Consider the following 12142-nt stretch of genomic DNA (forward strand, 5'->3'; position numbering starts at 1 on the left):
GCGCTCGGCGCCCGGCCTCAGGCTTCATCCACCTTGCGCACGACCGTGTCGCCTGGGCTTAGCAGCCGGCCGTCCTGCGCATGGACCTCCATCCGCTGCACCGGCTGCCCGCGCTGGCGGTCGATCAGCGTCGAGTGCGCTTCGTCCACGCCGTAATAGTGGTCCTCGCCCCATTGGCGCAGGCCCACGATCACCGGAAAGAGCGCCTCGCCTTTTTCCGTCAGCACATATTCCTGGTAGGCGCTGCCGTCCGACGCCGGCGCCACGGCAAGAATGCCGTGCGCGACCAGCGTGCGCAGCCGGTCGCTCAGGATGTTTTTCGCCATGCCCAGGTTCTTCTGGAATTCGCCAAACCGGCGCAGGCCGTCGAAGGCGTCCCGCACGATAAGCAGCGACCACCAGTCGCCGATGGCGTCGAGTGAGCGCGCCACCGGGCAGGCGGCGCCTTCAAAGCTGGTGCGTTTGACCATGCGGCTTCCTTGCGGTTTTTCAGGATGAAGTCGGTTGCATTATAAAACCTCGTGAACTAGCATTCTGGTTTTGTAATAAAACCAGATTAATCATGAAGCCGACCGCCCGATCCGACGCGCCCGAAGGCGGCGCCACCCCGCCGATGCCTCCCGCGCTGGTCTTCCTGCTGGCAGCGGCGTGCGCGCTCAGCGTCGCCAACGTGTATTACGCGCAGCCGTTGCTCGATGCCATCGGCCGCGAATTCCACCTGGACCAGGCGGCCGTGGGCATCGTCGTCACCGCCACGCAACTGGGCTGCGCGCTGGCGTTGTTCTTCGTGGTGCCGCTGGGCGACCTGCTGGATCGGCGGCGGCTGATGCTGGGGCAACTGGGACTCTTGTTGCTGGCCCTGGCGGCGGTGGCGGCGGCAGCCAATTCGCCTTGGCTGCTGGCCGGCATGGTGGCGTTGGGATTGCTGGGCACGGCGATGACGCAGGGTCTGCTTGCGTTGTCTGCGGCCTTGGCGGCCCCTGCGGAGCGCGGGCGCGTCGTGGGCGCAGCGCAGGGCGGGGTGGTGATCGGCCTGTTGCTGGCACGAACCTTGGCCGGCGCGCTGGCGGATCTGTGGGGATGGCGCGCCGTCTACGTGGTGTCGGCATGCCTGTCGGCGGTGCTGGCGCTGGTGCTGGCCCGCTGGCTGCCGCGGCGGCAGCTGCCCTTGGCCGGGCTGGGCTATGGCGCGCTGCTGCGTTCCGTCTTCACGCTGCTGGTCACGGAACGCGTGCTGCGCGTGCGCGGCATGATCGCTCTCTTGATGTTCGCCGCGTTCAGCGCGTTCTGGACGGCGCTGGTGCTGCCGCTGAGCGCGCCGCCCCATTCGCTGTCGCACACGGCGGTCGGGGCGTTCGGACTGGTGGGGGTGGTGGGCGTGCTGATGGCGGCGCGCGCCGGCCGTCAGGCCGACGCCGGGCATGGCCAGCGCACCACCGCGATCGGCCTGGCGTTGCTATGCGTGGCCTGGGCGCCGATTGCCTTGCTGGACCACAGCCTGTGGCTGCTGGCGCTGGGCGTGCTGGCGCTGGACCTGGCGCTGCAGGCGCTGCACGTGACCAATCAGGCGATGATCTTCAGCATCAGCGCGCAGGCGCACAGCCGTCTGGTGGCCGGCTACATGATGTTCTACGCGGTGGGCAGCGGCCTGGGATCGATTGCCGCCACGGCCGTGTACGCCCGCGCGGGATGGTTGGGCGTGTGCGCGCTGGGCGCGGGCATCAGCGTGGCGGCGTTGCTGTTCTGGGCGGCGACGGCGCCGCGCGGGGCACGCGCGGTTTGTCCCGCTGACGGGCAGGCGCGTGTCTGAACGCGCGCGCCCGCCGTCGTCCGATCACGCCAGCCAGCGCTTGATGCGGCCGGCCAGCGCTTCGCGGCTGATGCCGTAGCGGTCGTGCAGCGTGGGCAGGGCGCCGGCATCCAGAAACGCGTCCGGCAGCCCGGCCAGCTGGAACCCGGCCGGCTGCACGCGATGCCGCAGCAATGCGCTGGCCACGGCCTCGCCCAGTCCGCCGATCACCGAATGGTTCTCGGCCACGACCACCAGCCGGTGCTTGTAGCGCACCGCCTCGACCAGACTGGCTTCGTCCAGCGGCTTGATGGTCGGGCTGTGCATCACCGCCACGCCGATGTTGTCGCGCGCCAGGTCCTCGGCCGCCTCCAGCGCGCGCATCGTCATGATGCCGCTGGCGATGATGAGCACGTCGCTGCCTTCGCGCAGCATCTTCGCGCGGCCCAGTTCGAACCGGTAGCCCTCGATCTCGTCCAGCACCAACGGCACCTGGCCGCGCAACAGGCGCATGTACACCGGGCCCTGGTGTTCCGCGATCTGCGGCACGGCTTGTTCGATGTCCAGCGCATCGCACGGGTCGACGATGGTCAGGCCCGGAATGCCGCGCATCATCGCCAGGTCTTCAGTGGCCTGGTGACTGGGACCGTAGCCGGTCGTCAAACCGGGCAGCGCGCAGCAGATCTTGACGTTGAGGTTTTCCTCGGCAATCACCTGATGGATGAAGTCGTAGGCGCGCCGCGTGCCGAACACCGCATAGGTCGTGGCGAACGGCACAAGCCCTTCCTTGGCCATGCCGCCCGCCGCGCCCATCAGCAGCTGCTCGGCCATGCCCATCTGGTGGAAGCGTTCGGGATACGCCTGCGCAAATAGGTGCAGGTCGGTGTATTTGGCCAGATCCGCGGTCAAACCCACCACGTCCGGACGCGATTCCGCGTATTCGACCAGCGCCTTGCCGAAGGGAGCGGCGCGGACGCGCTGCCCCTCCGAGGCAATCGACGCGATCATCGCGGACGTGGTGAGGCGGGGCTTTTGCTGGGTGTTGGCGCTGCTCATGACCAGGCTCCTTCGGTCGTGGGGGTGGGGCGGTTCTGGTCCAGGATGTCGAGCGCCTGTTGCCATTCCGGCGGGTCGACACGGATGAAGTGGTTCTTCTCGCGCTGCTCAAGAAACGGGATGCCCTTGCCCATCCGGGTATCGAACAGGATGACGCGCGGCTTGGCGTCGGGCAGGTTGCGCGCAATATCGAAGGCCTGGACGACGGCGGCCAGGTCGTTGCCGTCCACGCGCTGCACATGCCAGCCAAAGGCCGCCCACTTGTCGGTCAGCGGCTCGAATCCCATCACCTTGCCCGACGGGCCGTCCGCCTGCTGGTTGTTGATGTCGACCAGGCAGATGAGGTTGTCCAGTTCATGATGCGCGGCGCCCATCGCCGCTTCCCAGGTCGAGCCCTCGTCCAGTTCGCCGTCCGACATGGAGTTGTAGACGAAGGCCGGATTGCGCTTGTGCTTCAGCCCGAGCGCGATGCCGACGCCGATCGACAGGCCCTGGCCCAGCGATCCGCCCGAGATCTCCATGCCCGGCGTGTAGGTCGCCATGCCGGACATGGGCAGGCGGCTGTCGTCGCTGCCATAGGTGTCGAGTTCGCTTTCCGGAATGACGCCGGCCTCCATCAACGCCGCGTAGTGGGCAATGGCGTAGTGGCCGTGCGACAGGAGAAAGCGGTCGCGGCCTTCCCATTGCGGATCGCCGGGCTGCACGTTCATGGCGTGGCGGTAGGCCACAGCCAGCACGTCGGCCCAGCCGAGCGCCTGACCGATGTAGCCCTGACCCTGCACTTCGCCCATGCGGACCGCGTAGCGGCGGATGCGCCAGGCGGCGGCCGCCAGTTCGCTCAAAGATTTGGACTGCTCCATACGAAGCTCCCTATTCATGGTGTGGGGGTTCATTTCAGGATGCTGGCGGGCACATAGGACACCAGTCCCAGCACCGCAAACGCGACCAGATAGAAGGGCGCCAGCTCGCGCACGGTCTGGCCGACCTTCACCTTGGCCAGCGCGCTGGTGATGAAAAGCGTGGTGCCGACGGGCGGTGTGTACAGGCCGATGGCCAGGTTCACGACCATCATTACGCCAAGCTGCGTCATGTCCATGCCGATGCTCTGCGCCAGCGGCACGAACACCGGCGCCAGCAGCAGCACGGCGGCGGGCAGGTCGATGAACATGCCCAGAAACAGCATCATCAGGTTCATCAGCAGGATGACCAGCCATTTGGCATGGACGTTTTCCTGGACCCAATTCGCGATGCCCTGCGGGGTCTGGTCGAAGGTCAGCAGCCAGCCGATGGCCGACGACGCCATGATCACCAGCAAGACCACGCCGGTCGCCAATCCCGCCTGCACGATGGCGGCATTGAGCCGCGACCACGTCAGATCGCGGTACATCACGGCCGAGACCAGGCCCGCGTAGAAGGTGGACAGCACCGCGACCTCGGTCGGCGTGGCGATGCCAAAACGCAGGAACACGATGATCAAGAGCGGCAGGATCACGGCGGGCAGGGCGTACAGCAGGTGCCGGCGGAACGCCGCGCCGTTGAACGGCGAGCTGTCGCGCGGGAAGTTGCGGCGGCGGCCCACCCACCAGCAGGCGAACATGAAGCCGCCGCAGAGCAGCAGGCCCGGCAGCACGCCGGCGACAAACAGCGACGCGATTGACGCGTTGGCCGTCAGGGCAAACAGGATCATCGGGATCGACGGCGGAATCAGGATGTCGATCGTGGCGGCGGCGGCCAGCGTCGCGGCCGAGAAGGCAGCCGGGTAGCCCAGCCGCTTGTGCCACGGAATCATCAGCGAGCCGATGGCGGACGCATCCGCCACCGCCGAGCCCGACACGCCGCCGAACAGCGTGGACGACAGCACGCCGACTTGCGCGGGACCGCCGTGATAGCGGCCGATCAGCGCCGACAGCACGCCCACCAACGCTTCGCCGAGCTTGCCGCCCATCATCAGCGACCCGGTCAGCATGAAGAACGGAATGGCGATCAGGGGGAAACTCTGCACCTGCGCGACCATCTGCTGGACCACCACGTCGAGCGGCACGCGGTCCGTGCTGGCCACCGCCGCCATCGCGGCGACGAGCAGGGCGTGGGCGATGGGCATGGCCGCGACGGCGGCGCCCATGAAGACGACCAGAATCAATGCACTCATGGCTGCTCTCCCATCACCAGTGCACGGCGGGCGCTTGCGGCTCGCCGTCGGGCTGCGCCGCGGTCTCGCGGCAATGCCAGCTCTGCCAGGCCGACTGCGCCGCCAGGACGGCAAGCAGCAGCATGCCGCCCATCACGCACGCATAGGTCAGCGAGCCGGGCATCTGCAGAATCGGGGACTTTTCGTCGTGGACGATCTCCAGCATGTTGAACGTCGCCCACGACAGGGTGGCGTACAGCGCGGCCACGACGCTCCAGGACGCGGTCGCAACCATGCGGCGGATGCGGGCGGGCACGGCGTCCATCAGGAACGTGGTGGCGATGTGCGCGTTGTGCAGCGCGGCCAGCACGACCCCGGACATGACGAGCCAAGGAAAGAGCAGCTCAGGGATCTCGTTGGCCCATTCCAGGCTTGAACCCGTCGCATACCGCAAGGCGGTGTTGATGACGAGGATCAGGAAGATCACCGTGGTGGACAGCCACAGGACCACGCGGCATATGCCGTCGATGACCCTGCCGACCAGTCCGTGTCGATCGGTATTCATGTTGTCTCCTGCCTTGTAGCCGGTCCGCCGCCGTGCCTGCCGCAAGGGGCGGGCACGGGGCGGCCGAAAGGACGCATCAGTTGCCGCGCGCCGCGGCCAGGACCTTCTTCACGTAGGGGCCGATGGGACCGGCCAGCCATTTTTCGTCGACCGACGAGGTGGCCTTGGCGAAGGCGGCGGTGTCGGGCGTCGTGACCTGCACGCCCTTGGCCTTCAGCTCGGCCAGCAGCCGCGCGTCCGCGTCACGGCTTAGCTTGCGCTGGAGCGCCGACGCTTCGTTGGCGGCCTCCTGCACGGCCTTGCGGTCCGCGTCGCTCAGCCGGTCCCAGGTGCGCTTGCTCATCAGGAACGGCGTCATCTGGAACTGATGGTTGGTCATTGCCAGGTGCTTCTGCACTTCGTAGAGCTTGCTGGCCTCGAAATTCATCAGCGGGTTTTCCTGACCGTCCACCACGCCCTGCTGCAACGCCACGTAGAGTTCCGCGAACTTGATCTGCTGCGCCTGCGCGCCCAGGGCGTTCATGATGTCGACCAGCGTCGCGTCCGGCGGCACCCGCATCTTCAGGCCCTTCATATCCTCGACCTTGTTGATGGGGTGCTTGCTGTTGGTCATCTGGCGAATGCCGTTGTCCCAGGTGCCCAGCAGGATCAGGTTCTTGCCTGCGGACTTCTCGGCCAGCTCCTTGCCCAGCGGCCCGTCGAGCAGCTTGAAGGCCGCGCTGGCATCCGGGAACAGGAACGGCATGCCGAAGGCGGCGTACTCCGGCACGGCGGCGGCGACGGCGCCCTGGGAGTTGGCGCTCATGTCCAGGGCGCCCGTGCGCAGCGCGGTGACCATGGCGGCGTCGTCGCCCAACTGCGCGGACGGCGCGACCTGTACCTCGATACGTCCGCCCGTCTTGGCCTTCAGCACCTCGGCGAACTTCACCGACGCGTCGTGCCGGGGGTTACCCACGGCCGCGCCATGGCCCAGCGTCAGCTTGAGGTTTTGCGCCTGCGCCGCCAGCGGCAGCAGGGTGGCAGCGGCCAAGGTCAGGCTCGCTTGAAGCATTTTTCTGCTTTTCATGATTTGTCTCCTCCAATTTTTTTGGGGTGCTGCGGATCAGTGAATCAACATGCCTCCGTTGACGTCCAGCGTGATTCCCGTGCAGTACGCCGACAGGTCGCTTGCCAGGAACACGCACGCGCCCGCCACGTCGTCCGCCCGGCCCAGGCGCGCCAACGGAATGGTGCCTTCGATGTCGGCCTTGCGCTCGGCGGACAGCTTGCCTTGCGTGATGTCGGTTTCGATCAGGCCGGGCGTGATGCAGTTGATCCGGATGCCGTCGCCGCCGAACTCGCGCGCCATGGCGCGCGCCAGGCCCAGCACGCCTGCCTTCGCGGCGGAGTAGTGCGGTCCGCCGAAGATGCCGCCGCCGCGTTGGGCCGACACCGACGAGATGCAGACGATGGACCCCGAACGTTGCGCCTGCATGGCGGGCAGGGCGGCCTGCGACAGGTAGAGCGTGCCGCGCAGGCTCACGTCCAGAATGCGGTCGTAGTCCGCGCCGGTGATCTCCAGCGTCTTGACCGGCTGCGTGATCCCGGCGTTGTTCACCAGGATGTCGATTCTGCCGAATGTCTTGACGGTCTGTTCGATGGCCGCGATGCAGGCGGCCTTGTCGGTCACGTCCGCCACCAGCCCCAGATGACCGTCGCCCAGCCGGGCGGCGGCGCTGGCTGGCGCGGCGCGTTCCAGGTCCAGGATCACCACGTGCGCGCCATGCGCCGCCATCTGGCGCGCGGTGGCGAATCCCAGTCCGTTGATTCCTGCGCCGCCGGAAATCACGGCGACCTTGTCCTTGAGCAACATCTGTCGTCCTCCTGTCCTTGTTTTGGAATTTGTGCGGACCATTCTGGACGCCGTCTAGCATTAAGACAAACGATGTGTCATCAGTCTAAGATGACGAATCGTCATCTGAAGTCAGGGACAACCCCATGCCTGCGCTGCCGCCTATCGTCAATCTGCTGGCGTTCGAAGCCGTTGCACGCCGGCGCAGCTTTGCCATCGCCGCCACTGAGCTGCACCTGACCGCGTCGGCGGTCAGCCACCAGATTTCCCGCCTGGAATCGGACCTGGGCGTGCGCCTCTTTGAGCGCAGCGCGCACGGGGTGCGGCTGAGCAGCGCGGGGGAACAATATCTGGTGCGTATCGGCGGGGCGCTTGCGGCGATCTCGTCGGCCACCGAAGACCTGCGCCAGGGCGTCAGCAACAGCCTGTACGTGCATTCCGCGCCCAGCATTGCCAGCTTGTGGCTGATGCCGCGGCTGCGCCGGTTTGCCGAGGCGCATCCGCACGTGGCCCTGAACCTGTCGGCGGCGCATTCCCACAGCGATTTCGCATTAGGACAGTCGGATATCGACATCCGTTACGGCGTGCCGCATTGGGACGATGTGGTGGTGGAACCGCTGTTCGAAGAGCGGATCCTGCCGCTGGCCAGCGCGGCGTTCATCCGCGAGCACGGCATCAAACGCATCGACCAGTTGCTGGACGTGCCACTGATCCAGAGCAACGTCAGCGTCATCCAGTGGTCCGACTGGTTTGGGCGTTATTCGGAACGGCGCGCGCCGGATCACTTCACCATCCGTTTCGACCGCGCGCAGATGTCGCTGGACGCGGCGGCGCAGGGATTGGGCGTGGCGCTGGAAAGCGCCACCATTGCGGGGATGCATCTGGCACAGGGGAGCCTGCAGCCGATCTTCGGCATGGCCAAGGCCGTCTTGGTAAAGGCGCACTTTCTCGTCTATCCCGCGCGGCACGCCAAGCGTCCGTCCGTCGAAGCGTTTCTGGCCTGGATTCATTCTGAGGCCGCCGCGGCGGCTGCAAAGCACTAGGGCTGGCGCGCAGGCCGAACCGAAGTCCGGTCCTGCACGCCAACCCTGTTGTCCGGCCGACGATTGACGCTACGGCTGGACTTCGTACTCTGCCGTACCCAGCACGACCGTCGCCAGACCCGGCGCCTGCGTCAGTTTGTGCAGCGCAAAGGCTTGCGCGGTGGCGATCTTGGCGTTGTGGAAGTCCGGGTCTTCGGCCTGCAGGTCCAGACTGGCGAGCAGGGCGCGGGCCATCTGCCAGCCGGCGAACGTGGTGCCCGCCAGCAGCAGGTAAGGCACCGCGGCGCCAAAGACCGCGTTGGGATTGCCGGCTGCGTTGGCAAGAACGAACTCGACCGCGCTGGCCAGCGCTTCGCGGGCCTCGCGCAGCGGCTTGAGCATGCGGCCGGCGGCCGGCTCGCTGCGAGCTTCCAGGTCAGCTTCGGTTTGTCGCACCGCGTCCAGCAGGGCACGCGCCACGGCGCCGCCGTCGCGCAGCGTCTTGCGGCCGACGAGGTCGTTCGCCTGGATGGCGGTCGTGCCTTCGTAGATGGTCAGGATGCGGGCGTCGCGGTAGAACTGCGCGGCGCCGGTCTCTTCGATGAAGCCCATGCCGCCATGGACCTGTACGCCCAGGCTCGCGACGTCGATCGACATCTCGGTGCACCAGCCCTTGACGATCGGCACCAGGTACTCCTGGATCGCCAGGTGGCGCTTGCGCGCGTCGGCGTCGGGGCTGGCGTGGGCGAGGTCGGCATGGCCTTCAGTCACATACGCCAGCGCGCGGCCCGCTTCGGTCAGGGCGCGCATGGTGCCCAGCATGCGACGCACGTCGGGGTGCTGGATGATGGGTACGGCGTCGCGCGACGAGCCGTCCACCGGGCGGCTCTGCACGCGCTCGGCGGCATAGGCCAGCGCGTGCTGATAGGCGCGGTCGGCAACGGCGATGCCCTGCACGCCAACGGCGTAGCGGGCGGCGTTCATCATGATGAACATGGCGTCCAGGCCGCGGTTTTCCTGGCCGACCAGGTAACCCAGCGCGCCGCCGGCGTCGCCGAACTGCAGCGTGCACGTGGGGCTGGCCTTGATGCCCAGCTTGTGTTCGATGGACACGCAGGTCACGTCGTTGCGCGCGCCCAGCGAGCCGTCTTCATTGACCAGGAACTTGGGCACCAGGAAGAGCGAAATGCCTTTCACGCCTTCGGGCGCATCGGGCAGGCGAGCCAGGACCAGATGCAGGATGTTTTCGGCGAGGTCGTGCTCGCCATAGGTGATGAAGATCTTGGTGCCGGACAGGCGGTAGGTGCCGTCGCCCACCGGCTGCGCGCGCGTGCGGACCATGGCAAGGTCCGAGCCGGCCTGCGGCTCGGTCAGGTTCATGGTGCCGGTCCATCGGCCGGAGATCATCGGGCCGATGAAGCGTTCGCGCAGTTCGGGCGAGCCGGCCGTCATCAGGGCTTCGATGGCGCCGTTGGTCAGCAGCGGGCACAGGGCGAACGACAGGTTCGCGGCGTTCAGCATTTCAGAGCAGGGCGAGCCGATCAGGCCGGGCAGCCCCTGGCCGCCGTATTCGACGGGGTGGGACAGGCCCTGCCAGCCCGCGTCGGCGTACTGGCGGAAGGCCTGCTTGAAGCCGGGGGCGGTGGTCACCACGCCGTCGTGCCAGGCGCTGGGCGCCTTGTCCGCCGGGTGGTTCAGCGGCGCCAGGACCTCGGCGGCGAAGTGGGCGGATTCTTCCAGCACGGCTTGCGCGGTGTCGGGCGTGGCTTCCTCGAAACCGGGCAGGGCGGCCACCTGCTGCAGACCGGCCAGATGGTTCAACACGAACAACATGTCTTTCACGGGGGCTTGGTACGTCATGGCGTAGGCGCTCCTGGTTTTATGGGTTAAGCGGATCAGGCTGGCTTGCCGGGGTCGGCCACGTCGATGGCGGACGTGGCGCCGACGGCGGCGCGCAGTTCGAATTTCTGAATCTTGCCGGTGGAGGTCTTGGGCAGGTCACCGAAGCGTACCGCGCGCGGCACCTTGAAGCCGGACAACAGCAGCTTGCAGTGCGCGATGATTTCTTCGGCGGTGGCGGTGCAGCCGGGCTTGAGCTCGACGAAGGCGCAGGGCGTCTCGCCCCATTTGGGGTCGGGCATGGCCACCACGGCCACGGCCGCCACGGCGGGATGCCGGTAGAGCGCGTCCTCGACCTCGATGCTGGAAATGTTTTCGCCGCCCGAGATGATGATGTCCTTGCTGCGGTCCTTGATGCGGACATAGCCGTCGACCGTCATCACGCCCAGGTCGCCTGTGTGGAACCAGCCGCCCGCAAAGGCGTCTTCGGTGGCGCGCGCGTTCTTCAAATAGCCCTTCATGCAGATGTTGCCGCGGAACATGACCTCGCCGATGGTTTCCTCATCGCGCGGCACTTCGGCCATCGTTTCCGGATTCCGCACCGACACGCCGGCCTGCAGGTGATAGCGCACGCCCTGGCGCGCGGTCAGCAGCGCGCGGCGTTCGGGGTCCAGCGCGTCCCAGGCGTCCTGGTGCGCGCAGACGGCGGCCGGTCCGTAGACTTCGGTCAGGCCATACACGTGAGTCAGTTCAAAGCCGATCTCGCGCATCTTGTCGATCACGGCCGGCGCAGGCGCGGCGCCCGCCACCATGGTGCGCACGGTGTGCGTGATGCCCGCGCGCAGTTCCGCCGGCGCGTTGGCCAGCGCGCTCTGCACGATGGGCGCGCCGCAGTAGTGGGTGACGCCTTCGTCGCGGATCAGGTCGAACACCGTCTTGGGGTCGAACTTGCGCAGGCACACGTTCACGCCCGCGCGCGCCGCGATGGTCCAGGCGAAGCACCAGCCGTTGCAATGAAAGAGCGGCAGCGTCCACAGGTAGACGGGATGCTTGGGCATGTCCCATTCGAGGATGTTGCTGACCGCGTTCAGGTAGGCGCCGCGGTAGTGATAGACCACGCCCTTGGGGTCGCCCGTGGTGCCGGACGTGTAGTTCAGCGCGATGGCGTCCCATTCGTCGGCGGGCGGCTTCCAGTCGTAGGCGGCGGGCGCGCCGGCCAGAAAGTCCTCGTAGTCGGCGGCGCCCGGCAACGTGGCGGCGGCGCCTTCCAGATCGTGCACCGAGATGATCTTCAGATGCGGAAATTCGGCGCGCGCGCGCTGCGCGACGTCGGCGTATTCGGTGTCGATGATGAGCGCGCGGGCTTCGCCGTGGCCCAGCATGAACAGCACGCTGGGCGCGTCCAGGCGGGTGTTCAGCGTGTTCAGCACGGCGCCCAGCATGGGCACGCCGAAGTGCGCTTCGACCATCGCGGGAATGTTGGGCAGCATGACGGCAACCGTGTCGCCGCGCTGGATGCCGGCCTGCGCCAGCGCGCCGGCCAGGCGCTGGGCGCGCTCATAGGTCTGCGCCCACGTGCGGCGGATCTTGCCGTGAACGACGGCCAGCTTGTGGCCATAGACCTGCGCCGCGCGGGCGATGAAATCCACCGGGGTCAGGGCTTCGTGATTGGCTTCGCGGCGCGCGAGGCCGTGATCGAACATGCCGGTCATGCTTGTCTCCAATGGGGCAGGGTGGCCCCTTATCCAGGTCCGCGGGGCTTTGATCCCCGTCGCTTGCCCTAGCTTATGGCCGGCCGGAAAATGGCGTCTGTCGCCTGCATGACAGACCGCCGGCCGGCGGCGCAATCCCCAAGTTTTACACGGTTCTTCCCATGTCCGATGTTTCAAACACAGTTTCCTCCGACGAACTG

Annotated in this window: 11 protein-coding genes; 2 read left to right on the plus strand and 9 right to left on the minus strand. The window is 67.2% G+C overall.

Annotated features, from left to right (window positions below; translation table 11 throughout):
- Window positions 1–17: 17 nt before the first annotated feature.
- A complete protein-coding gene (locus RT697_RS08590; RefSeq protein WP_313698137.1) occupies window positions 18–470 on the minus strand; it encodes a helix-turn-helix domain-containing protein in 453 nt (150 codons plus the stop codon).
- A 92-nt stretch (window positions 471–562) separates the two neighbouring features.
- Here RT697_RS08590 and RT697_RS08595 point away from each other — a divergent pair, with 92 nt between their 5' ends.
- On the plus strand, window positions 563–1810 hold the full coding sequence (locus RT697_RS08595) for an MFS transporter (RefSeq protein ID WP_313698139.1): 1248 nt from the start codon (window positions 563–565) through the stop codon (window positions 1808–1810).
- A 24-nt stretch (window positions 1811–1834) separates the two neighbouring features.
- On the opposite strand, the gene RT697_RS08600 is transcribed toward RT697_RS08595, so the two are convergent.
- From RT697_RS08600 to RT697_RS08625, 6 genes are all read right to left on the minus strand, one after another.
- Complete coding sequence (locus tag RT697_RS08600; protein ID WP_313698141.1) at window positions 1835–2845, minus strand: transketolase C-terminal domain-containing protein; 1011 nt, start codon at window positions 2843–2845, stop codon at window positions 1835–1837.
- Window positions 2842–3705 (minus strand): transketolase, encoded by an 864-nt coding sequence (locus RT697_RS08605; protein WP_409517411.1) that lies wholly within the window; start codon window positions 3703–3705, stop codon window positions 2842–2844. Before RT697_RS08605 ends, RT697_RS08600 begins: the two co-directional genes overlap by 4 nt.
- A 29-nt stretch (window positions 3706–3734) precedes the next feature.
- Window positions 3735–4994 carry a TRAP transporter large permease subunit gene (locus RT697_RS08610; protein WP_313698143.1) on the minus strand — a complete coding sequence of 420 codons (1260 nt, stop codon included), beginning with the start codon at window positions 4992–4994 and terminating at the stop codon, window positions 3735–3737.
- Between the two features lie 13 nt (window positions 4995–5007).
- Entirely contained in the window at window positions 5008–5538 is a 531-nt protein-coding gene (locus RT697_RS08615; RefSeq protein WP_313698145.1) for a TRAP transporter small permease, read from the minus strand.
- A gap of 76 nt (window positions 5539–5614) precedes the next feature.
- Window positions 5615–6604 carry a TRAP transporter substrate-binding protein gene (locus RT697_RS08620; protein ID WP_313698147.1) on the minus strand — a complete coding sequence of 330 codons (990 nt, stop codon included), beginning with the start codon at window positions 6602–6604 and terminating at the stop codon, window positions 5615–5617.
- A 36-nt stretch (window positions 6605–6640) separates the two neighbouring features.
- A complete protein-coding gene (locus RT697_RS08625; protein WP_313698149.1) occupies window positions 6641–7390 on the minus strand; it encodes an SDR family NAD(P)-dependent oxidoreductase in 750 nt (249 codons plus the stop codon).
- 125 nt (window positions 7391–7515) lie between these two features.
- On the opposite strand from RT697_RS08625, the gene RT697_RS08630 reads away from it, so the two are divergent.
- Window positions 7516–8412 carry a LysR substrate-binding domain-containing protein gene (locus RT697_RS08630; RefSeq protein WP_313698150.1) on the plus strand — a complete coding sequence of 299 codons (897 nt, stop codon included), beginning with the start codon at window positions 7516–7518 and terminating at the stop codon, window positions 8410–8412.
- Between the two features lie 69 nt (window positions 8413–8481).
- Here the strand turns inward: RT697_RS08630 and RT697_RS08635 are convergent, their stop codons facing one another.
- Both RT697_RS08635 and RT697_RS08640 read right to left on the minus strand, forming a co-directional pair.
- Window positions 8482–10251 carry an acyl-CoA dehydrogenase gene (locus RT697_RS08635; protein WP_313698151.1) on the minus strand — a complete coding sequence of 590 codons (1770 nt, stop codon included), beginning with the start codon at window positions 10249–10251 and terminating at the stop codon, window positions 8482–8484.
- 35 nt (window positions 10252–10286) lie between these two features.
- On the minus strand, window positions 10287–11942 hold the full coding sequence (locus RT697_RS08640) for an acyl-CoA synthetase (RefSeq protein WP_313698152.1): 1656 nt from the start codon (window positions 11940–11942) through the stop codon (window positions 10287–10289).
- Window positions 11943–12142: the final 200 nt, after the last annotated feature.

The sequence above is a fragment of the Achromobacter sp. genome (assembly GCF_032113835.1).
Classification (GTDB): domain Bacteria; phylum Pseudomonadota; class Gammaproteobacteria; order Burkholderiales; family Burkholderiaceae_B; genus Achromobacter.